19 protein-coding genes are annotated in these 22,913 nt (G+C 65.8%); 17 read left to right on the top strand and 2 right to left on the bottom strand.

The window, feature by feature from the left end; genetic code table 11:
• Positions 1 to 58: 58 nt before the first annotated feature.
• From Y706_RS22885 to Y706_RS0101095, 8 genes are all read left to right on the top strand, one after another.
• Entirely contained in the window at positions 59 to 1,423 is a 1,365-nt protein-coding gene (locus tag Y706_RS22885; protein ID WP_043434052.1) for an MFS transporter, read from the top strand.
• A gap of 45 nt (positions 1,424 to 1,468) precedes the next feature.
• Entirely contained in the window at positions 1,469 to 2,611 is a 1,143-nt protein-coding gene (locus tag Y706_RS0101130; protein WP_028275153.1) for an acyl-CoA dehydrogenase family protein, read from the top strand.
• 62 nt (positions 2,612 to 2,673) lie between these two features.
• Positions 2,674 to 3,453 (top strand): electron transfer flavoprotein subunit beta/FixA family protein, encoded by a 780-nt coding sequence (locus Y706_RS0101125; protein ID WP_028275152.1) that lies wholly within the window; start codon positions 2,674 to 2,676, stop codon positions 3,451 to 3,453.
• Between the two features lie 50 nt (positions 3,454 to 3,503).
• On the top strand, positions 3,504 to 4,484 hold the full coding sequence (locus tag Y706_RS0101120) for an electron transfer flavoprotein subunit alpha/FixB family protein (protein ID WP_028275151.1): 981 nt from the start codon (positions 3,504 to 3,506) through the stop codon (positions 4,482 to 4,484).
• A gap of 477 nt (positions 4,485 to 4,961) precedes the next feature.
• The gene (locus Y706_RS0101110) at positions 4,962 to 5,843 is read left to right on the top strand and encodes a cytochrome b/b6 domain-containing protein (protein ID WP_028275149.1); all 882 of its coding nucleotides are present in this window, start codon (positions 4,962 to 4,964) and stop codon (positions 5,841 to 5,843) included.
• 63 nt (positions 5,844 to 5,906) lie between these two features.
• A complete protein-coding gene (locus Y706_RS22880; RefSeq protein ID WP_043434048.1) occupies positions 5,907 to 8,033 on the top strand; it encodes a 3-hydroxyacyl-CoA dehydrogenase NAD-binding domain-containing protein in 2,127 nt (708 codons plus the stop codon).
• A 68-nt stretch (positions 8,034 to 8,101) separates the two neighbouring features.
• Complete coding sequence (locus tag Y706_RS0101100) at positions 8,102 to 9,289, top strand: acetyl-CoA C-acetyltransferase (RefSeq protein ID WP_028275148.1); 1,188 nt, start codon at positions 8,102 to 8,104, stop codon at positions 9,287 to 9,289.
• 48 nt (positions 9,290 to 9,337) lie between these two features.
• Positions 9,338 to 10,459 (top strand): CaiB/BaiF CoA transferase family protein, encoded by a 1,122-nt coding sequence (locus Y706_RS0101095; RefSeq protein ID WP_028275147.1) that lies wholly within the window; start codon positions 9,338 to 9,340, stop codon positions 10,457 to 10,459.
• A gap of 425 nt (positions 10,460 to 10,884) precedes the next feature.
• Here Y706_RS0101095 and Y706_RS27645 read toward each other — a convergent pair whose 3' ends face one another.
• A complete protein-coding gene (locus tag Y706_RS27645; protein ID WP_162159045.1) occupies positions 10,885 to 11,496 on the bottom strand; it encodes a HutD/Ves family protein in 612 nt (203 codons plus the stop codon).
• 7 nt (positions 11,497 to 11,503) lie between these two features.
• Positions 11,504 to 12,793 (bottom strand): ammonium transporter, encoded by a 1,290-nt coding sequence (locus Y706_RS0101090; protein ID WP_028275146.1) that lies wholly within the window; start codon positions 12,791 to 12,793, stop codon positions 11,504 to 11,506.
• Positions 12,794 to 13,157: 364 nt separating this feature from the next.
• Between Y706_RS0101090 and glnT the strand changes: the two genes are divergently transcribed.
• The 9 genes from glnT (at position 13,158) to Y706_RS0101045 (ending at position 22,565) form a co-directional block, all read left to right on the top strand.
• Positions 13,158 to 14,531 (top strand): type III glutamate--ammonia ligase, encoded by a 1,374-nt coding sequence (gene glnT, locus Y706_RS0101085; RefSeq protein ID WP_028275145.1) that lies wholly within the window; start codon positions 13,158 to 13,160, stop codon positions 14,529 to 14,531.
• A gap of 26 nt (positions 14,532 to 14,557) precedes the next feature.
• Positions 14,558 to 15,466, top strand: a complete 909-nt coding sequence (locus Y706_RS0101080; protein WP_028275144.1) for a class II glutamine amidotransferase domain-containing protein — start codon at positions 14,558 to 14,560, stop codon at positions 15,464 to 15,466.
• Entirely contained in the window at positions 15,454 to 16,197 is a 744-nt protein-coding gene (locus Y706_RS0101075; RefSeq protein ID WP_084475830.1) for a GltB/FmdC/FwdC-like GXGXG domain-containing protein, read from the top strand. Before Y706_RS0101080 ends, Y706_RS0101075 begins: the two co-directional genes overlap by 13 nt.
• Positions 16,198 to 16,211: 14 nt before the next feature.
• Positions 16,212 to 17,585 carry an FMN-binding glutamate synthase family protein gene (locus tag Y706_RS0101070; protein WP_028275142.1) on the top strand — a complete coding sequence of 458 codons (1,374 nt, stop codon included), beginning with the start codon at positions 16,212 to 16,214 and terminating at the stop codon, positions 17,583 to 17,585.
• Positions 17,585 to 18,730, top strand: a complete 1,146-nt coding sequence (locus Y706_RS0101065) for an FAD-dependent oxidoreductase (protein ID WP_028275141.1) — start codon at positions 17,585 to 17,587, stop codon at positions 18,728 to 18,730. Before Y706_RS0101070 ends, Y706_RS0101065 begins: the two co-directional genes overlap by 1 nt.
• Before the next feature lie 90 nt (positions 18,731 to 18,820).
• On the top strand, positions 18,821 to 20,077 hold the full coding sequence (locus Y706_RS0101060) for an allantoate amidohydrolase (RefSeq protein ID WP_028275140.1): 1,257 nt from the start codon (positions 18,821 to 18,823) through the stop codon (positions 20,075 to 20,077).
• 29 nt (positions 20,078 to 20,106) lie between these two features.
• Positions 20,107 to 20,727 (top strand): helix-turn-helix domain-containing protein, encoded by a 621-nt coding sequence (locus Y706_RS0101055; protein ID WP_028275139.1) that lies wholly within the window; start codon positions 20,107 to 20,109, stop codon positions 20,725 to 20,727.
• Positions 20,728 to 21,130: 403 nt separating this feature from the next.
• Complete coding sequence (locus Y706_RS0101050) at positions 21,131 to 22,228, top strand: tyrosine-type recombinase/integrase (RefSeq protein WP_028275138.1); 1,098 nt, start codon at positions 21,131 to 21,133, stop codon at positions 22,226 to 22,228.
• Positions 22,229 to 22,232: 4 nt separating this feature from the next.
• On the top strand, positions 22,233 to 22,565 hold the full coding sequence (locus Y706_RS0101045; protein WP_028275137.1) for a helix-turn-helix domain-containing protein: 333 nt from the start codon (positions 22,233 to 22,235) through the stop codon (positions 22,563 to 22,565).
• Positions 22,566 to 22,913 lie beyond the last annotated feature (348 nt).

Here is a 22,913-nt window from a genome sequence, read left to right as displayed (position 1 = left end):
CCTCCTGTGTGACTGGCGTCTTCGCCGCATCCATCTTCGCCGTTGAAAGGCAATCACCATGGCATCAACGCAGCAAACCGGTTTCGGCAACAAGCAGCAAAAGCGTGCTTTCATCGCCAGCCTTGTTGGTACTACCGTCGAGTGGTTCGACTTCTTCATCTACGCCACGGCCGCGAGCCTGGTCTTCTCCACGATCTTCTTCCCGGGCTTCGGGTCCAACACGGCCCTGCTGGCCTCTTTCGCCACGCTGGGCGTCGCGTTCCTGGCCCGGCCCGTCGGTGCCTTTATTTTCGGCCACCTCGGGGACCGGCTCGGACGCCGGACCACCCTCATCACCACACTAACGCTGATGGGCCTGGCAACCGGCCTCATCGGCGTCCTGCCCACCTGGGCGGAGATCGGCATCTGGGCGCCAATCCTGCTGACCATCCTGCGGTTCATACAGGGCGTTGCCGTTGGCGGCGAGTGGAGCGGCGCCGTGCTCATGAGCGTCGAGAACGCCCCGAAATCGAGGGCACGCTTTTATGGCTCGGCTCCCCAGATCGCAAGTCCGCTTGCGCTGGTCCTTGCCACCATCGTCATGTACTTCGTGGCCAAACTCCCCAGCGACCAACTGTTGGCTTGGGGCTGGCGAATTCCCTTCCTTGCCGGCTTCGTCCTCGTCATCATCGGAATGATCATCAGAGTTGGCGTCCAGGAATCGCAGGAGTTCGAGGAGCTCAAAGAAGCCAGCGCCGTGAAGACCAACCCGATTATGACCGTAATCAGGCGTATGCCGGTCCGGGTGCTCATCGGCATCGGACTCCAGGCCAGCGTCATCGTGCTCTTCTATCTGATCACCACCTACATGCTTTCCATGGCCACACAGCGCCACGGCCTGGAGCGTAGCGACACGCTGATGATCCTACTGATCGCCGCCTCCGTGGACCTGGTGGCAATCGTTGTGGTCGGCATCCTTGCCGACAAGATCAACCCGTGGAAGATCTTCATGGTGGGCGTGACCTTCACCCTGCTTTTCGCGGTTCCCTTGTTCTTCCTGTTCGATACCGGCAACGCTGTTTTGATGACTCTGGCGTTCACCTTCGCCCTCGTCCTGGGCCACGCCAGCGTCTACGCCGTGGTTTCCAGCATGACCTTCGACCTGTTCCCCACTGAAGTGCGGTACAGCGGCGTGGCCCTCTGTAGTGCCTTCGCCGGTGTTGCCTGGGCTGCCTCCACGCCCCTGATGGCCGCCACCCTGGTGCCCACGAACGGAACCGCCCACTGGTGGCCGCTGGCAGCCATGATCATCCTCGCGTCCGTCGTCTCCCTGGTGTGCGGGCTGGCAGCGCGCAGATACAAAACGGATGTCGACGACGAACCGCAACCCGCCGTCGTCGTATCCGCCCAGAGGCCAGGTACAGTCCGCACGAACGTCGGCTGAGATTCCTCGCAGACCGCCCTCACCACCATTCCAGGAGCCCCCACCGTGTCAACACTTACAGAAGAGCAGCTCTCCCTCGCAGAATCCGTCCGTGACTTTTGCCGCAAAGAAGTGGGGTCCAAGGAACAGCGGGACCTGCTGACCAGCGGCGGCCGTGAGGGACACAGCCTTCAGCTGAACCGCAAGGTGGCTGAGTTCGGTTGGGCGGCGATCAACATGCCGGAGGAATACGGGGGATCCGGCGGAAATCACGTGGACCTCTGTGTTCTGCTGGAGGAACTGGCACGGGGCATGGCGCCCTTGCCGTGGCTCGGCACGAGCCTGATCACCGGCGGCATCTACAACCGCTTCGCCAGCGAGGAGCTCAAGGCGGCCGTCCTCGGGCGGCTGGCGGAAGGCGAAGCCCTGGCCATCGCCATGTCCGAACCCGGGGCGGGCTCGGACGTGGCGGCTGTCTCCTGTCGCGCCGAGCGCACTGCCGACGGCTGGGTGATCAACGGCCAGAAGACGTGGATCACCAACGCCCACCAGGCCGCCAGCATCCTGCTGGTAGCCAGGACGTCCCGCGGCGAGAAACGGCATCACGGCCTCACGATGTTCCACGTGCCAACCGGCGTCAATGGCATGGAGATCCGGGGAATCGAGACCATGAACGGTGCCGAGGTCAACGACGTATTCTTCACGAACTGCGAGATCCCGGCCGACGCTGTCATCGGGGAAGTGGATCAGGGCTGGTACCAGCTCATGGCCGGGTTGGACACGGAGCGGCTCATACTGGCCGCCCAGATGCTCGGGACGGCCGAACGGGCCTTCGACGACTGCCTCAAGTTCGTCACCGAACGGACGCAGTTCGGCAGCCCGGTAGGGTCCTTTCAGGCCATCAAGCACCGGATTGCGGACCTCGCGACGGAGATCGAATGCGCGCGTCTGCTCGTGTACAGCGTTGCCGAGCAGGCGGACTCGCCCCAGCCGGGCACGAACATCTCCCGGCTGTCATCCATGGCCAAGCTCAAAGCATCCGAGGTGGCCAAGACCGCCGCCTTGGAAGGCATGCAAATGATGGGCGGCTACGGCTACTCATCCGAGTTCCCGATGACCCAGCATCTGAGCGCCGCCCTGGGCGCCACCATCTACGGCGGCACCAACGAGATTCAGCGGGAAATCATCGGCCGCTCGTACGGACTATAGACACGGGATCGGCTGGTCCGACCGTGCAGCTGAACCCAATTCTTAAGTAAGGAAAGCCCGTCATGAAAATCGTTGTGTTGGCCAAGCAGGTGCCGGACACCTGGTCGGACCGGAAGATCAATCTGGACACCGGCATGCTGGACCGGGAAGCCTCCGAGCCGGTCCCGGATGAGATCAATGAGCGCGCCTTGGGAGCTGTCCTACAGTTCAAGGACACCAACCCCGACGCCCAGGTGATCATGCTGTCCATGGGCCCGGAGGACACCACCAAAACGCTGCGCAAACTGCTGTCCATGGGGGCCGACTCGGCTGTCTTGATCGCCGATGAAGCACTGGCGGGATCTGACATGGTCCAGACCTCGAGAGTATTGGCCGCTGCTGTGCAGAGGATCGCCCCGGACCTGGTCGTGGCCGGAAACGAAGCCACCGACGGCCGCGGAGGGATGATCCCGGCGATGGTCGCGGAAATCCTCGGCTGGCCGGTCCTGCCAGGGCTGGACGACGTAACTATCACCGACGGGGGTGTCTCCGGCACGGCACAGATCGACGGCGGCTCGCTCCAGCTAAGTTCCGGGCTGCCGGCGGCTGTCTCGCTGACCGAGAAGTCCGCCGAGGCGCGCTTCCCGAATTTCAAGGGCATCATGCAGGCAAAGAAAAAGCCGCTGGAAACCTGGTCCCTGGCCGAGCTGGCCATTCAGGCCGGCCCGGCTGCGGCCCCGGTGCGCTCCGCGATGGTCTCGGCCACGGCCCGCCCCGCTAAGGCTGCCGGCCCGAAAGTCGTCGACGACGGCACCGCCGCCAACATGCTGGCCGAGTTCCTCGTCGCCCAGCGGCTGATCTGACCACTTACATTCACCTCACTTGAGGACCTGGACCACCTAAAGGACACATCATGGGAAACATCGCGGTACTGATCGAAACCACCGGTGACGGTGCGCCGAAGTCGACGTCCGCCGGCCTACTCGGCGCTGCCGCCAGAATGGGCACACCGGTGGCCGTTGCGGTGACAGCCCCCGGCCAGGGTGCGCACTTGGCCGCGAAGCTCGGATCGCTAGGCGCAGCCCACGTCTACCTCGCCGAATCGGACACGGCAGCCGTTGAGCTTGGCACTGCACAGGTCGGAGCCCTCGCTGACGCTGTGCGGGCGTACTCCGCCCAACTGGTGCTGGCCTCGAATACCAATGACTCCAAGTCCGTGGCCGGCCGGCTGGCGATCATCGCCAACGGCTCCGTGGCCGCCGATGCGGTGGGCGTGCGCTACGACGAAGAGGGACAGGAAGCCATCGTTCAGCACTCGGTGTTCGGCGGCGACTTCACCACCGAGTCCACAGTGGAAGGTGGTCTGATGATCATCACCGTTCGCCCGGGCTCAATCGACGCGCGCGCCGAGGCCGTGGCCGACCCCCAGATCAAGACCGCTGCGGTGTCCACCGCCGCTGCCCCTGGGGCGCGGATCGATCACGCGACGGACGCCCCGGCCGAGTCCGACCGGCCGGTGCTGCGGACCGCCCAAGCGGTGGTTTCCGGCGGGCGCGGACTCGGCTCGAAGGAGAACTTCGCCCTGGTCGACGAGCTGGCCGACAGCCTGGGCGCCGCGGTGGGCGCCTCGCGTGCGGCCGTGGACTCCGGCTACGTGTCCCAGTCATTCCAGGTGGGCCAGACCGGCGTCTCCGTGTCTCCGCAACTGTACGTGGCACTGGGAATCTCCGGGGCCATCCAGCACCGAGCCGGCATGCAGACAGCCAAGACGATCATCGCTATTAACAAGGACGAGGACGCACCGATCTTCGACATCGCTGATTTCGGCGTGGTGGGCGACGTCTTCACCGTAGTGCCGCAGCTGATCGACGCGATCGCCGCCCGCCGTAGCTGAGGCCCCGGCACGATTTGCTGGACCTGATTTATCAACCGTCACGAGGTGAGAGGCACGATGACCAACGAGAACAGCGCGGCTGGCACGCCCCGCCGTCAGCGCATGGGCGTCCAGCCTGCGGCATCCCCGGATGCACCGCCTGCCGCTCCCGCGCAGAGGCAGCGCATGGGTGCGGCGCCGTCCGCCGCAGAGCCGTCCACCACCACCCCGCAGGAAGCCGCCACGCCAGCACTGAGGAAGATCCGAATGGGCGCGGCCACGACGCCTGTACCGGCCCCGGAAACAGGCCATGCCAGGGTGGACCCGGCGGCGCCCGCCCGCTCACGCATGGGATCGCCAGTCGCGCCGCCGCCCGCGGTCGTGCCTTCCAGGAACGGCACCGGTTCCCCAGCCGGCACCGCGGCGACCACAACTAAACGGCCCGCCCCTTCCGGTGGAGCTGCCAAGCCGGGCGGACGCCCGCAGTGGGTCAATTCGGTGGCAGTCACCGCCGTCGTGCTGGTGCTGGTGACCGCAGCAGTGCTCGGTGCCCGCTGGCTCCGGACGCTGGAACCCGTGCAGGCGTTCATCGCAACGTACGACGGTCACTCCGCCCAGCCGGACAGTGCACCGGCCGGAGTGCCGGTATGGTTGGGCTGGCAACACTTTTTCAACATATTCTTCATGGTGCTCATCGTCCGGACGGGGCTGCAGGTCCGCAACGAGCGTAAGCCGCCCGGCTACTGGACCGCGAAGAAGGACTCATTCTTTTCGCCGAAGGGCAACACACCAAAGAAGGTGTCCCTGGCCCAGTGGCTGCACCAAAGCCTGGACGTGCTCTGGGTGCTCAACGGCCTGATATTCATCATCCTGCTGTTCGCCACGGGGCAGTGGCTGCGCATTGTGCCGACCAGTTGGGACGTCTTCCCGAACATGCTCTCTACCGGCCTCCAGTACGCCTCCCTGGACTGGCCCACGGAGAACGGGTGGGTCCACTACAACGCGCTGCAGGTCATGACCTACTTCATCACCGTGTTCATCGCCGCTCCGCTGGCCATCATTTCCGGCATCCGGATCTCCACCTGGTGGCCGGAGAAGGCCGCCGCGCTCGGCAAGGCCTACCCGGTGGAGTGGGCCCGGGCCATCCACGTCCCGGTGATGGTCTACTTCGTTACCTTCACCATGATCCACGTGTTCCTGGTGTTCTTCACCGGTGCCCTGCGCAACCTGAATCACATGTTCACCTCCCGGGACGTGGTGGACTGGTGGGGGCTGATCATCTTCCTGGCCTCCCTGCTGGTCATCGCGGCCGCCTGGTTCCTGACCAAACCGCTGTTCACCACACCCATCGCGGGCCGGATGGGCAAGGTCTCCAGGTAGCCCAGGGACACCCATCCACCCGGGGCGCGGAGTCGCCCGAATCGAGAGCCAGAAGGAAACAACATGACAGGAAATACCGCTGCCTCCGCGGAATCCATTACCGAGATCGGCACCAAGCATGTTGACCATGCCGGTTACCGCTTTGCCCTTCTGACGTTGGAGAACGCTGACCACCGCCCGGTAACCATGGGGCCGGCGTCCCTGGCCAACTTCGCGGCCGGGGTACGTGCCCTGGACTTGTCCGGGGTGGATGCGGTGGCCGTGACCGGCACAGGCCCAGTGTTCTGCGCCGGTGCGGACCTGAAGAAAATGACGGAGACCGCCACCCCTGAACAGGCCGAGGACGTGGCACGCCAGGGCCTTGATACCTTCGCCTTGTTGGAGGCGCTTCCCGTGCCCACCTTTGCCTTTCTTAACGGTGCTGCGCTGGGCGGGGGACTGGAACTGGCCCTCCATGCGGGCTACCGCACGGCTGCGGACTCGGTCCGGGCACTGGGCTTTCCCGAAGTGCGGCTGGGCCTGATCCCGGGCTGGGGCGGCATCGCGCGCACGGTGGCTTTGACCGGCCCAGCGCTGGCGGCCCGCCTCATGATTTCGGATTCGCTCGCGGGAAAGAACCTCTCGGCCCGTGCTGCTGCCGAACTGGGCCTGGTTGATGCAGTGCTCCCGGAGGACGGTTTCCTGGCCGCTTCGCTGGATTTCGCTGCCGGTATCCTTGCCGGCACAGCGGCGGGTTCGGCACCGGCCACGGCCGCGCCCGAGTGGACGTCCCCGCTGCCGACCCGCGCAGCAGCTCCGTCTCGCGCCGCTCGCCGCCCGGAGTCCCGGTTCCCGACCGCCGCCGAGCTCGCTGCGCTGGAGGGCATCCGGACCCAGCTCGATTCCCGTCTGCACGGTGCTGCACCGGCACCCTACCGTGCCCTGGAACTCATTGCCGAATCTGCCGACCCCTCCGTAGAGGCCGGTCCGGGCGCGGAAATCCGGGCTTTCGGCGAGCTACTGCTCTCTGACGAGGCCCGCGCCAGCATCTACGCCTTCCACGTGACGCAGTCGCTGGCGAAGAAGCCCGCCGGACGTCCCGCCGTCGAACCCTTGCCGGTGCGTTCTGTGGGCGTCGTCGGGGCCGGGCTGATGGCCAGCCAGCTCGCGCTTGTTTTCGCGCAGCAGCTGCGCGTCCCGGTGCGGATCACGGACTTGTCGCAGGATCGCGTCGATGCCGCCTTGGGTTGGATTGGCGGTCAACTCGATAAGCTCGTGGGCCGCGGCCGCCTAGATGCTGCCGGCGCCGCCGCCATCTGCGCCCTCGTGACCGGCGGTACCGACAAGACAGCGTTCGCCGACTGCGACGTGGTCATCGAGGCGGTCTTCGAGGAGTTGAATGTTAAGCGGGCAGTGTTCGCCGAACTCGAACCGCTCCTCCACCCGGACGCCCTGTTGCTGACCAACACATCCTCGCTGTCCATCGAGGAAATGGGAGCGGGCCTCGCGAATCCCGGCCGGCTGATTGGCTTCCACTTCTTCAACCCCGTGGCCGTGCTGCCCCTGGTGGAAATCATCACCACCCAGAAGACGGACCAGGCCACCCTAGCGACGGCGTTCGAGCTGGCCCGCCGGTTGCGTAAGACGCCCGTGCTCGCCACGGACACGGCAGGCTTCGTGGTCAACCGGGTCCTGACCCGGCTCTTCGGCGAGGTCCTCTCCCTGCTTGACGGCGGCGCCGATCCCGACACCGTGGACCATGCTCTTGACCCGCTGGGGCTGCCCATGACGCCACTGCAGCTGCTGCAGTTCATCGGGCCGGCCGTTCAGCTGCACATCTGCGAGAAGATGCACCAAACATATCCGCGGCGCTTCAGTGTCAGTACCAGCCTCAAAACGATCGTGGCCACCGGACTGCCCGGTTTTCTGGACGACGGCGGCCGCATCTCAGCTGAGGCAACCGCCCTGCTCGCCGCGCCCGTGGCAGCAGATGCCGGTGCTGTCCGGGGCCGGATCCTGGCCGCGCTGGCCGAGGAAGTCACCGCAATGCTGGAAGAGGGCGTGGTAGCCGGTCCGGAGCAGATCAACCTGTGCATGATCCTCGGCGCCAACTACCCCTTCCACACTGGCGGCTTGACCCCGCTGCTGGACAGGGAAACAGGCACAGCGTTCCATCCGGAGCTGCGCGTACCCCTTCCCGCCTCCCGCTAGCCCGCGACCAAGGGCCATAACGCCCCGCAGCTACCAAACTCTTCGCCCGTCACCGTCCAAGGAGAAAAATGAATCGCAGTGCAGATGTCGTCATCGTGGGTGCCGCCCGCACACCCCAAGGCAAGCTGATGGGCCAGCTGGCTTCGTTGTCCGCCGTTGAGCTCGGCGGGGTGGCGATTGCCGGAGCCTTGGACAGGGCCAAGGTCGGCCCCAATGCCGTCGAAGCGGTCATCATGGGACATGTGCTCCAGTCCGGGGCCGGTCAGAATCCTGCCCGGCAGGCTGCCGTCGCCGGGGGCGTTCCGCTCAGCGCCCACGCCGTCACCGTTAATAAGGTGTGCCTGTCCGGGCTGAGCGCCATCATCGAGGCAAGCCGACTGCTGCGGCTCGGAGAAGCCGCGGTGGTGGTCGCCGGCGGGCAGGAATCCATGAGCAACGCCCCGCACCTGCTGCTGGGTTCCCGCGCCGGGCACCTCTACGGCGACGCTGCGCTGATCGACTCCGCCGCCCATGACGGTCTGACCGATGCCTTCGACCATGAGGCCATGGGGCTGGCTACAGACCGTGCCAATCAGGACTTGGGCATCCTTCGCGCCGATCAGGACGAAGCCGCTGCCGGCTCACATCAGCGGGCTGCGGCCGCCCAAGCTGCCGGGCTCTTCGACGCGGAGATCATCCCCGTCAAGGTGCCGCGGCGCCGAGGGGAGGCCGAACTCGCAGACACGGACGAGGGCGTGCGTCCGGACAGCACGGCGGAGTCGCTTGGCAGGCTCAGGCCGGCTTTCTCCCCAACCGGCACGGTTACCGCCGGCAATGCCTCCCCGCTCAACGACGGCGCTGCCGCCGTCGTCCTGACCACCCGGGGCTACGCGGAGACCCATGGCCTCGAGGTCCTTGCGGTGGTCGGCGCGCCGGGACAGACCGCTGGCCCGGACACCTCGCTGCCGGACAAACCAGCCCTCGCCATCGGCAAAGCCCTCAAGACCGCAGGCTGGACCGTGAAGGATCTGGACTTCGTGGAAATTAATGAGGCGTTCGCCTCTGTGGCCCTGCACTCGGCGGAACAGCTGGGTCTCGACATGGAGAAGGTCAACGTCAACGGGGGAGCGATCGCCCTCGGCCATCCCATCGGTGCCTCTGGAGCGCGGGTCGTCGTCTCCGCCGTGCACGAGCTCATTCGCCGCGGCACCGGGAAAGCAGCCGTGGCACTGTGCGGCGGCGGCGGCCAGGGCGAGGCGCTTCTCCTGTCACGCTGAAGACTGGCTCGAAGATCCCGACGACGGCGCTCACCTTGGAGAAGATCGATGCCTGGACCCTTGAACGACTTACGCGTTGTGGAACTCGGCGGCATGGGACCGGTGCCGCATGCCGCGATGGTGCTTGCCGATCTGGGGGCGGACGTTGTGCGCATTGAACGCCCTGCGCCTACCCTCATCCCGGGCATACCGCACGGGGCACAGGACGTGGTTCTGCGGGGTCGACGGCTGGTCACCGCAGACCTCCGTGATCCGGGTGACCACGAACAGGTTCTGCGGTTGATCCGGGACGCGGACGTAGTTCTTGAAGGGTTCCGTCCCGGCGCCGCCGAACGCCTGAACCTGGGTCCGCGGGAGTGCGTGGAGCTCAATCCACGCCTGGTTTATGGGCGGATGACCGGGTGGGGACAAGAAGGTGAGCTGTCTGCCCGGGCCGGCCACGACATTAATTATCTAGCCCTCACCGGTGTCCTCGGAGCCCTTGGCCGGGCGGGGAATCTACCCTGTCCGCCGATGGGCCTGGTGGCCGACGGTGGAGGCGGTTCGATGCTGCTGCTCGTGGGCGTGCTGGCCGCGTTGTGGGAGCGCGAGCGTAGCGGGGTGGGGGACGTCATTGACGCGGCGATGATCGACGGCGTCAGCCTCCTCTCGCAGATGATCTGGACCTTCAAGGCCGCGGGCCAATGGATCGATCAGCGCGGCAGTAACCTCACTGATTCGGGCGCTCCGTTCTACGACACGTACGAGACGTCAGATGGTGGGCTCGTTGCCGTGGGTGCGCTCGAACCCGCCTTCTTCGCAGCGCTTCTGGAGGGACTGGGTTTGGCGGACGCCGGGCTCCCCGATCAGTACGACCGCGAGGGATGGCCCGTTTTGCGTGCACGGTTTACATCCGTCTTTCGGCAGAACACGCGCGACGAATGGGCCGAGACCTTCCGGCACGTCGACGCCTGCGTTAGCCCCGTTTTGTCCTTTGATGAAGCGTCGGAACATCCTCAGCTCAAGAAACGCGGATCCATCGTGACCATCGACGGGGTAGTCCAGTCGGCCCCGGCGCCGCGGTTCGCCCGGCACGGTGGTGTGATGGCCACGCCGCCAAGTGGGGCGGAGGCCTCGCTGCGTGAGGTCGCGGAGGAATGGTCGGTGCCGGTTAGAGTCGTTTCCCGTTGACTCGGCATTTACAACGGGATGCCGGTCCTAGAGCCTTGAATATTTACTCGAGAGCTGCGGGGCGTTTCCGACAAGGCCCCACAGTCCCGCAAGCCGCGGGTTGCGGGACATTTCCGTGAGATTGTTTACTCATCGTCAATGAGTGGCTCGCTGCTATGTATTTCTTCCAGCCAGGTACTTGGCCGCCTTGACGTTGGTCCGAACAATCGGTCATCGAAAATTACCAAAGATACACGCCGAGACCTGGCCCCAATGAGCCAGTCCACGGGCCAGGGGCGGACACACGCAGAGGCGCCCGCGGGACAAGCTGAGAGCCGCCGCATCCATAGGATGGCTGGAGACAATCGATTTCTGTTCGTCGTGCTCGGGTCAGCGATGGCTAATGTTTGCGGTCGTGATCTGTACCGGGAGCCTTCCCTGAGCACTTACTCGGCGAAGGCAGTATTATTCGGCCATGCGTGCATTGTGCAGATAGTGGCCGCAGTGAAGTTGAGAGTTTCCGATTCTGGTCCACAGGTGAGAATGTCCATTGGCCCGAGCTTCCAGCCGTCTTCTGTCTGCGCCGATCCGACCAGCATAACCAAGGCTGCTGTGGAGGCTTTAAGTGCCACGCGTCCGCTGACTCTCTGCACATGTTGGGCTCCCGAGCAGGCTGTCCGATCCGTCATAAAATTTACGGCCGATACTGGTCCGTTGAGTACTTGAACCGCTACTTCGTCCTCGCCCGGGAAAGACACAGATTGACCAAAGGTCAGGATGGCTGTCCCCTCAGGGATAGTCATCTCGATAGTGCCGGGGGTGGCAACGAGAAAGTGCCGGTCGACGCCCGGGAAGGTCGAAAATGGCGCTCCCTCGATGATGCTCGCAACGCTGATTCTCCACCGGAAACTATCCGGACCTGAACCACCCGGGAAGACTGCAACTTCCCGGGTGGTGCCTGCCCCGTTCTTCCAAGGGAGGCGGGGCAGGCGGCCGGTGCGGATGATGGAGCGTGAGGCCATGGGAAGCCGCGAATTCTCTTCTGACGCCTTAGTCACGGGAGCGTTAGGCACGGCGCGGGGAGCCGAGTTCGACGGGTTCTTCGTCGCTGAGGTAGGCGGCCTCCGAGTGTGCGGCGATGTCGATGCCGCGCAGTTCATCGGCTTCATGGACGCGCAGGCCCATGATGACGTTGAGGACCTTGGCGATGACCCAGGTGACGACGAAGGAGTAGGCGAGCACGGCCAGGGTTGCGACCGTCTGGATTCCGAGGAGTTCGAAGCCTCCGCCGTAGAACAGCCCGTTGACCTTGTTGGGTGCGGCGTCGGTGGCGAAGAAGCCGATCAGGAGGGTGCCGAGGATGCCGCCGACCAGGTGGACGCCGACGACGTCGAGTGAGTCGTCGAAGCCCATGCGGAACTTCAGTTCGATGGCCAGGGAGCAGACGGCGCCGGCGATCAGGCCGATGGCGAGGGCGCCGAGCGGGCTGACGGCGCCGCACGCGGGGGTGATGGCGACGAGGGCCGAGATCAGGCCGGAGGCGGCGCCCATGCTGCTGGCGCTGCCGAGCCTGATGCGTTCCACCAGGGCCCACGCCAGGAGGCCGGTGCATGCGGCGACGGCGGTGTTCAGGAACACCACGGATGCGGACTGCCCGGCGGTGAGCGCGGAACCGGCGTTGAAGCCGAACCAGCCGGCCCACAGAAGTCCTGCCCCGACCAGTACCAGCGGACGGCTGTGCGGCTTGGTGTGCTCGCTCTTGGGCCAGCCGGCGCTGCGTCCCAGGACCAGGGCGAGGGCCAGGGCCGCGATGCCGGCGTTCATGTGGACGGCGGTTCCGCCGGCGAAGTCGACGGCCTTGAGGCTGTTGACGATCCATCCGCCGGTCACTGAGCCGTCCGCCGAGCTGAACGCGAAGACCCAGTGGGCGACAGGGAAGTAGACCAGGGTGGCCCAGAGGGCGGCGAAGGTCATCCATGCGCGGAATTTCATTCGTCCGGCGGCTGCTCCGGCGATGATGGCGGTGGTGATGCCGGCAAAGAACAGCTGGAAGGCGGCGAACAGTGCTGCTGGTATGGGCGCGTTCGGGTCCTCGGTCAGCAATTGCTCCATCCCGAAGTACTCGGTGATGCCCCCGAGGAGTCCGGCACCGGCGATGGAATTGCCGAAGACCATGGAGTAGCCGAACACGGCCCACAGGACGGCGACGATGCTCATGCCGCCGAAGCACATCATCATCATGTTCAGGATTCTGCGGGACCCGACCATGCCGCCGTAGAACAGGGCAAGGCCGGGGATCATGATGCACAGCAGTGCACTCGCGGCGAGGATCCAGGCGACGTCTCCAGAATTCATGGAACTCCAATCAAAAGGGTGGCTGTCTGCCGACAGTTGAGGCCGGGTAGAGCGTCTTCGCGGCTTCACCTCACGTCAGCGAGGAAGCAAACAGGCGATTCCGCTTCGCGGAAAGGGTAGGTGTGTTGTCCCCGGTCCCGATATCCGCCTAAGTCGGCAGTATCCAAAGTAACCGTGGGATGAAACCATGATTCTCGACAGTGAACGATGGCGGGTTTCGCGCGCGTTAACTTTCTGTTGCATTCGCCGCCCGATCGCGACACGCGGATTTAACGCTGGAGGCGCACGCCGGTAACATCACTTTGACTACTGTGGTTCAACAGCGTTTCCCCCTAGGTAACACGAATTGAACAGGACAGTTCCGATGACCAGTATCGCAACCCCTGAAGTACCAACCGAGCAATCGGTGCCGGCCGAGGCCGGACAGATCTCCCTCGCGGACATTGCGAAGGCCCATGACGTGCGGTTCCTGCTGGCGACGTTCGTGGACATGACCGGCAAACCGTGCGCGAAGCTGGTTCCGGTCGAAGCCGCGGATGAGCTCGAGGCCGGTGCCATGGGCTTCGCCGGCTTCGCGGCAGGGCTGATCGGGCAGAAGCCGCAGGACTCGGACCTCATCGCAGTACCCGACCTCACATCCTTCACGCCCGTGCCCTTCATCAGGGAGGGCTTGGCGATTATCCACTGCGACCCGCACGTGGACGGCACGCCCTGGCCCTTCGCCCCGAGGGTCATCCTGAAAAACACGCTCGCCCGGCTGGCTGAGCAGGGCATGCGGGCCAAGGTGGGCGCGGAAGTGGAGTACTTCCTGGTCAACAAGAACGCGGACGGCTCCCTGAGCACCGCCGATGCGAGGGACGATTCACCCCACCCCTGCTACGACGCCCGCGGCGTCACCCGCATGTACGACCACCTCACCTCCATCTCTGAGGCGATGAACGGGCTGGGCTGGGGCAACTACGCCAATGACCACGAGGACGCTGCCGGGCAGTTTGAACAGAACTTCAACTATGCCGACGCCCTCACCACGGCCGACCGCGTCGTCACCCTGCGCTACATCCTGAACATTCTCGCCGAACAGCGCGGCATGACCGCCACGTTCATGCCCAAGCCCTTCACGGACCGGACGGGCACCGGCCTGCACTTCCATTTGTCCCTGTGGTCCGGCGCCGAGGCGCTGTTCCCCGGGGACGACGGCGGACGCGGCCTGGGGCTCTCGGAGCTCGCCTACTCGTTCATCGGCGGAATCCTCAACCACGCCCCGGCCCTCCAGGCGTTCCTCGCTCCCACCGTCAATTCTTACAAACGCTCCGGGGCGACCACGAGCTCCTCCGGCGCCACGTGGTCCCCGCGGAGGGCCTCGTTCGGGGGCAACGACCGCACTCATATGATCCGTGTCCCGGACGATAAGCGGATCGAACTCCGGTCCGGGGACGGCTCCGCCAACCCCTACCTCGCCATCGCCACGGCGCTCGAGGCCGGGCTGGACGGCGTCGCCAGCGGAACCGATCCCGGTTCCCCGTCCGGCCCGGGCGAAGCCCGGCCGGAGGCCCATTTCCTGCCCGCGACACTCCTGCACGCCGTCGAGGCCCTGCGCCGCGACCCGGTGATCCTTGCCAGCCTCAGCGGCGACGAGCAGGTCGGTAAGTACTACGCCGATGCCAAGGAAGAGGAGTTCCTGAGCTGGCACAACCAGGTCAGCGACTGGGAAATCCGCACCTACCTGACTTCAATCTGACCAAACCCCCGAGTAAAGGACACACAATGTGTGGAATCGCCGCGCTGCAGCTGCGCAACCCTTCGCTGCATCCCCAGATGGGCAGCCTCCTGTCTTCCATGATGTGCCAGATCGTGGACCGGGGACCGGACTCCGCCGGCCTGGCCGTCTACGACACCCCGGGCCTCGTCTCCCAGGGCACCTCCACGCTTAGCCTCCTGGGCAAGGACCAGGGCATCCCGCTGGATGCCATCACCGCGGCGCTGGAAACCCTGCTGCCCGCCTCCGCCGCCACCGCCGTCAGAGTGGTGGGGGATACCACCCTGGTGAGCGCCGCCGTCGAGACCGAACTGCTGGTGAAAGCCGTCAGGGAGACCCTCCCGGGCTCCACCATCATCGGGCGCGGCGAGCACGTGGCCGTCATGAAGAGCGTGGGCCACCCGATGGACATCGCCGCCGAACACGGACTGGAGGCCATGGCCGGGACCCAGGGCCTGTCCCACACCCGCATGGCCACCGAATCCGCGGTGACCGCCGGCGGTTCCCATCCCTTCTCCGTCGCCGACGACCTCTGCCTGGTCCACAACGGCTCGTTCTCCAACCACGCCACCATCCGCCGCGACCTGCTGCGTGAAGGCGTGGTCTTCGACTCCGACAACGACACCGAAGTCGGTGCCCGCTACATCGCATCCCGCCTGGAGCAGGGCGACGACCTGGAAACCGCCCTCATCACCCTGGGCAAGGTCTTCGACGGCTTTTACACCCTCGTCGTCACCACCGCCGAAAGCATGGCCGTGGTCCGGGACCCCATCGCCTGCAAGCCGGCCATCATCGCCGAAACAGACGACTACGTGGCCATGGCCTCCGAATACCGTGCCCTGGCAGCCCTGCCCGGCATCGAAACAGCCCGCATCTTTGAACCGGAACCCGGAAAGGTCTACACATGGTCACTCTGACAGCCCCCGAAACCCACGCCCCGGCAGGAGCAGCGCAGGAAAGCGCTGTGGTTGACTCCTTCAGCGTCGACCTCGCCGACAGCCCGGTCCGGGACTTGAACCAGGCCCTGCACAACGCCACAGACGGCGAGTCCTGGACCGTCACCAACTCGGGCGGAAAGCACAGCCTCGCCGTTGGAATCAACGCCGCCGTCAGGGTCACCATCAACGGCCATGCCGGCTACTACGCGGCCGGGATGCACCAAAAAGGCCAGGTGACCGTCACCGGCAATGCCGGCGTCGGCCTCGCGGAAAACATCATGTCCGGCAGGGTCCACGTCAAGGGCGATGCGTCCCAGTCGGCCGCGGCCACCGGCCACGGCGGACTCGTGGTCATCGACGGCAACGCCGGCGCCCGCTGCGGGATTTCCATGAAGGGCGTGGACATCGTGGTCGGCGGCAGCATCGGCCACATGTCAGCCTTCATGGCCCAGGCCGGCCGGCTGGTGGTCTGCGGCGACGCCGGAGATGCCCTCGGCGACTCCATTTACGAGGCCCGGATCTACGTCAAGGGAACCGTCGCGTCCCTCGGTGCGGACTGCATCGAAAAGCCGATGGAATCCGAACACCTCGAGGAACTCGAAGGGCTGCTCAGCGCGGCGGGCCGGACGGAGAACCCCGCGGATTTCAAGCGCTACGGATCGGCACGGAACCTTTACCACTTCAGCGTCCACAACTCGACGTCGTACTAAATAAGGACAAGCCCATGACCATTACTTCACTGCCCCAGGACACGGTTCTCCCCTCCCAAGGCGTTCCCGCCCGGCACACCGAAGAGCTCGGCTTGCGCGAATCGGCCACCTTCGACCGTGCCACCATCGCCGACATCCAGCGTGCCGCCGCCACCGGCGTGTACGACATCCGCGGATGGGGCGCCAAGCGCAAGGTCCCGCACTTTGACGACCTGCTGTTCCTTGGCGCCTCCATGTCCCGCTACCCGCTGGAGGGCTACCGCGAAAAGTGCGACACCGACGTCGTCCTCGGCGACCGGCACGCCTCCCGGCCGCTGCACCTGCAGACCCCGGTGACCATCGCCGGCATGAGCTTCGGCGCCCTGTCCGCCAACGCCAAAGAGGCACTGGGCCGCGGCGCCAGCGAGGTGGGCACCTCCACCACCACCGGCGACGGCGGCATGACCCCCGAGGAGCGCGGCCAGTCCAAGCACCTGGTCTACCAGTACCTGCCCTCCCGCTACGGCATGAATCCGGATGACCTGCGCAAGGCCGACGCGATCGAAATCGTGCTCGGCCAGGGCGCCAAGCCCGGTGGCGGCGGCATGCTGCTGGGCCAGAAGATCACCGAGCGCGTCGCCGGGATGCGCACCCTGCCCGTGGGCATCGACCAGCGCTCCGCCAGCCGGCACCCCGACTGGACCGGACCGGACGACCTGGAAATCAAGATCGGCGAACTGCGCGAAATCACCGACTGGAAGACCCCCATCTATGTCAAGATCGGCGCCTCCCGCCCCTACTACGACACCGCCCTGGCCGTGAAAGCCGGAGCCGACGTCGTCGTGGTCGACGGCATGCAAGGCGGCACCGCCGCGACCCAGCAGGTCTTCATCGAAAATGTGGGCATCCCCACCCTGGCCGCCATCCCGCAGGCCGTCCAGGCCCTGCAGGTACTGGGCGTCCACCGCAAGGTCCAGCTGATCGTCTCCGGCGGCATCCGCACCGGCGCCGACGTCGCCAAGGCCATGGCCCTGGGCGCCGACGCCGTCGCCATCGGCACCTCGGCACTAATCGCACTGGGCGACAACGATCCCCGCTACGCCGCCGAATACGCCGCCCTCGGCTCCGCCTCAGGCTTCTACGACGACTTCCAGGACGGCCGCGACCCCGCCGGCATCACCACCCAGGACCCCGAACTCTCCTCCCGCCTCGACCCGATCGCAGGCGGACGCCGCCTGGCCAACTACCTCCGGGTCCTGACCATGGAGGCCCAGACCATCGCCCGGGCCTGCGGAAAATCCCATCTGCACAACCTCGAACCCGAAGACCTGGTAGCCCTCACCATCGAAGCCTCCGCCATGGCCCGGGTTCCCCTGGCCGGCACCAGCTGGATTCCCGGAGCGAAATAGTGACCGAATCCTCTGAATATGTTGTGATCGGTGCCGGCCTGGCCGGCGCCGCCACCGCCTGGCAACTCGCCGCACGCGGCCACGACGTGACCATCCTGGAACGCACGGTGCCGGCCAGTCACGACGGCAGCTCGCACGGGTCCGCCCGGATCTTCCGTTACGCCTACCCGGATGAGTTCTACACGAAGGCGGTCATCGAGTCCAAGTTCCTGTGGGACGAACTCGACCGGGCCAGCGGGCTTGAACTGATCACCCCGTTCGGCGCGGTGGACTACGGCCCCGAACGGCAACCGGAGCACCTGGCCCGGGTACTCGCTGCCGCCGGCGTGGAGCACGAACTCCTCAGCGCCGCCGAAGCCAGGGCACGCTGGCCCCACATCGCCTTCGACACCTCCGTGCTCTGGCACCCCGGCGCCGGCGTGATCGACGCCGAACGCTCGGTCAACGCGATGATCGACCAGGCCGTGACGCATGGCGCCAGGCTGCTGACCGGCTGGAACGTCACGAGCGTGGACAAACGCGATTCCGGCTATCGGGTGAGCTCCGAGACAGGGGAGGAGATCGACGCCGGGAACGTCATTGTCAGCGCCGGCGGCTGGCTGCCCGGGCTCCTGGAACGGCTCGGGCTTCCCGCAGGGTTCCTCGCGGGACTGCCCGAGATCACCGTCCGGCAGGAGCAGGCCTACCACTTCCGCTACCCCGAGTCCTCCGGCGGCGAGCCCTGGCCCACCTTCATCCACAAGAGCGCGGAAATCCAGACCTACGGCCTGCCCGGCGGACGGGACGCCGGTTTCGCCGGGCAGAAGGTCGCCGAATACAACGGCGGAAAATTCATCCCCTCCGCCGCCGCTCAGACCGGCACCGTGGACCCGGAGAACCGGCGCCGCGTGGTGGACTACGTGCAGAAGTACCTCCCCGGACTCGACCCCGAGCCCTACGCCGAGACCACCTGCCTATTCACCAACACCCCAACCGAGGACTTCCTCATCGACCGGGCCGACGGCCTGACGGTGCTGTCTCCATGCTCGGGGCACGGCGCGAAGTTCGCCCCGCTGATCGGGCAATGGGCGGCCGACCTGGCCACCGGCACCGGCGAGGTCCCTGCCCGGTTCCGCCAGGCAACCGCCCGGATCGGCGCCAACTAACCGGTTAGCACCAGTTAACCTTCAGCGCCGGCTGACCCGGCACGCCAACCCGGCACGCCCATGAACACACCTACAGAAACGGACAAGCCAGTGACCTCCCCAGCGACCAAACCGGCCACCGACACCGTCTCCGGCCTCATGCGGGACATCTCCGGCACCGGGATAGACCGGCGCCGCGGCGGGTACTCCCGCCCGGTCTTCTCGAACGCCGAAACCGAACTGCGCAGCTGGTTCATCGAGCAGGCCGGCAGGCGCGGATTGGATGTCACCACGGATAACAACGGGATCATCTGGGCCTGGTGGGACACCGCGACCGGTACGCGCAGGGACGCCGTCGTTACCGGAAGCCACCTCGACTCCGTTCCGGGTGGCGGCGAGTACGACGGCCCCCTGGGTGTTGCCTCCGCGCTGGCGGCCGTCGACATCCTCAAACACCGGGGCATCCGACCCCGCAGTCCCCTGGCCATCGCCGTCTTCCCCGAAGAGGAAGGCTCCCGCTTCGGCGTCGCCTGCCTAGGTTCGCGCTTGCTCACCGGCGCCCTGGACCCGGACAAAGCCCGCAACCTCAAGGACGCGGACGGCAACACCTACGCCGACGTGGCCGCCGCCAACGGACAGGACCCCCGGTTCATCGGCGCCGACCGCACAACCCTCCAGCAGCTGGGCATGTTCGTTGAACTCCACGTCGAACAGGGGAGAGGCCTGGCTGACTTGGACCGGCCGGTCGCCATCGGCTCCTCCATCCTGGGCCACGGCCGGTGGAAGCTCTCAGTGCACGGGCAGGGCAACCACGCCGGAACCACCCTCATGAACGACCGGAAAGACCCGATGATCGCCGCGGCCAAGATCATGATCGGCATCCGCGACACTGCCTCGAAGTACCGGGACGCACGCGCGACCGTGGGCCGGCTCCAGCCCGTCCCCGGCGGCACCAACGTCATCGCCTCCCGGGTTGACCTGTGGATAGACCTCCGGCACCCACGGGACGAAGTGACCGCTGCCCTGGTCGAGTCCATCCACCTCAACGCCCAGGTCATCGCCGCAGAGGAAGGGTGCACCGTTAGCTTCGGCACCGAATCGCTGAGCCCCACTGTGCACTTCGACACGGGCCTGCGTGGCCGGCTGCAGGCGCTGCTTCCCGTCGCGCCTGTCCTGGACACGGGCGCGGGCCATGACGCGGGAGTGCTCGCCGGCCACATCCCCACCGCCATGCTGTTCGTCAGAAACCCCACCGGAATTTCGCACTCGCCGGAGGAACTCGTGGAGGACCAGGACGCCGAGGCCGGGGCGGCCGCCCTGGCAGACGTTCTCGCGGGCCTGCTGGGAGAGGCCCGCATGATCGGATAGAAGCCGTGGCTGACGCCTATGATGGCTGGGTGATCAATCAGACTGGCGGAGAGACGGACGTTCCTGTAGAGGCAGCGGCAGAAGATGTGGCAGGCAAACTGGAACGCATCATTGCCGGTCAGCTCCGACGCTACAGGACAGCCCACGGGCTGTCGGCCGCCGAACTCGCAGCCCGGACGGGGCTGTCCAAAGCGATGATCTCCAAGATCGAGTCGGCCAGCACATCGTGCTCGCTGACCACTCTGCAGCGCCTGGCCGACGGGCTGAAAATTCCAGTCACGGCCCTGTTCCGGGGCGCCGACACCGACCGTGATGCCACCTTCACCAAGAACGGCCAGGGCAGCCTGACCGTGCGCAGCGGAACACAACACGGCCACGAGTACCGGGTGCTCGGCACCCTCAAGGGACGCACTGACGCCCTCGAACCGACACTCGTCACGCTGACCGATGCCTCCGGCGTCTTCCCGCTGTTCCAGCACCCCGGAACGGAATTCATCTACATGCTCTCCGGGAGAATGATCTACGGCCACGGCGCCTACGAATACACCATGGAGGCCGGGGACTCGCTGCTCCTCGACGGCGAAGGACCCCACGGCCCGTTAGAGCTGCTCGACCTGCCGATCAAATTCCTGGCCATTGCGGCAAGGTGACTTGGCTGAACGGTGACGCGCCGGAACCGACTCGTTCCCCCATTGCTCGTTGCCGGGGTCGGTTCGTTCCTGACTGGGAGTTCTCGCAGTTACTGCAACTCCCGTGGTTCGAACGCCGATAATGGACGTTATGTAAAGCTAAACAGTGATTATTGCATCTGATGAACGATGGCTCCTCCTCCGCCCATTGCCACCCGGTATCGCGTCGCTTGAAGCCGAAGTGTGCCTGTGACCTGCGGAAACACCGTGTGAATGGTCGGGCCGGGCCCACTCGTGAGCCCATCGCGCAGTCCTCAAGAACTGGTGTGCATCAGGCTGGAATAGCCCTCTGATCCGTGGATTTGCGCGGATCCTGCATTAATTGCATGATTCTTGCATCCAATGCAATGTATCAGGAGGGTTCGTGGCGGTCGATTCAGCGGGACGGGTGCTCGACTTCGGCGCTGTGCGTTTCCTTCACCCGGAGGACCACGTGTTCACCCAGATGCTCACTGGCTGGCGCAACCAGCAGTTGAGCCGGAACCTGGCGTTTGGCACCATCGAGGGCCGGGAACGGCTGGTGACGCGGTTCCAGGAGTCCACGAACGAGTATCCATGGCAGTGGACGCCGACCCATGTGGATGAGTTCTTCGGGGATCTTCGCAGCGTGAAGCATGCCGCGCAGTCCACCATCCGAAGCTACCAGGCAGCACTGAGGGCGTTCTGCGCCTACGCAGCGTCGCCTGAGTATGGCTGGGACCGGGTCTGCGAACAGTACTTCGGAACACACCCTTCGCAGGTCTGCTTTGACTGGAACACCGCGGTCCATGCGCAGGCGACAGAGTCAGCTCCTGTCCGGCGCCCGTTCACCAGGCAGGAGCTGCAGGCCTTCTTTGACCGGGCCGACGACGAGGTGGACCGGATCGCGACCCTGGGTCGCAAGGGCTGGCTGCCGGCCTACCGCGACACTGTCCTGTTCAAGGTGGCCTACAGCTGGGGCCTGCGACGCAATGAGGTCAGGCACCTCCAGATCGTGGATTTTGCCCGGAACCCGCACGCCCGGGAGTTCGGCAAGTACGGGGTGCTGCAGGTCCGCTATGGCAAGGCCATGCGGGGTTCTCCCCCGAAACGCCGCAGCGTCCTGACGGTGTTTGACTGGTCGGCGGAGATCATCGCCGATTGGCTGGAACGCGGCCACCGGCACATGACTGACGGGCTGGACCTATTCCCGTCCGAGCGCGGAACCCTGGTTTCCGAGACGGCGCTGAACCGCAGGTTCAACCGCTACTGCGAAGACCTGGACCTCTCCCCCGGACTGGACATCCACTCCCTGCGCCGCTCCTATGTCACCCATCTGATCGAAGCCGGCATGGACCCCCTGTTCGTCCAGCACCAGGCTGGACACGAGCACGCCTCGACCACGGCCCTCTATACCTCCGTCTCCAGCGACTACCGCGTCAAAACACTGCGCCGCGCCCTGGACTCAACCGTCCGGGACGCACTGGCCGGGATGGAAGACTAACCTCATGAAACGAGAGATCGACTACCGGTGGCGGCTCGCCGAACTCATGGCAGCCCGAGGAATGCACAACAGCACCGACCTGAGCCCGTTGCTGAAAGAACGCGGCATCGAACTCTCTGCCTCCCAGGTCTACCGGCTCGTCACCCAGCGCCCGGAACGCGTTTCACTCATGATGGTCGCCGCCCTCTGCGACATCTTCTCCTGCGGACCCGAGGACCTCGTCACCGTCACGGCAACAGATGCCAAGGTCCGTAAGGTCGCCTCCGACGCCAACGTCGTGGACCTAAACAAGACCATCCGGCCCAAACGCGCCCGCGTGATCCGCGATGACGGCTGAGATCACCCCGCGACCCTTCAGGCGCGGCCGCCCCCGCACCACAGGAGCGTTCACCTGTGACAGGTGCTCGAGGGCGGCCGGCCGGCACCGGGCCAGCTGGCCCGAAGGCAGGATCTGCGGGACCTGCTTCACCGCAGCCATGCGCACGCACGGCCCCTGCCCGGGCTGCGGCACGGACCGCATGCTCCCCGGACGATCCCCGGCCCACGGTAACGCACCCGTCTGCGTTGACTGCGCGGGCATCACGCAGGACTACCACTGCGGGACCTGCGGCACGGAAACCGAGCACTACCGCCAGGACACCTGCGCCCGCTGCTCGCTACGGGACGACCTCACGGTGCTGTTGCG

Origin of the sequence: Arthrobacter sp. I3 (genome assembly GCF_000520575.1) — a bacterium.
Classification (GTDB): Bacteria; Actinomycetota; Actinomycetes; order Actinomycetales; family Micrococcaceae; genus Arthrobacter; species Arthrobacter humicola_A.
This window is presented reverse-complemented; position numbering and strand designations above follow the sequence as displayed.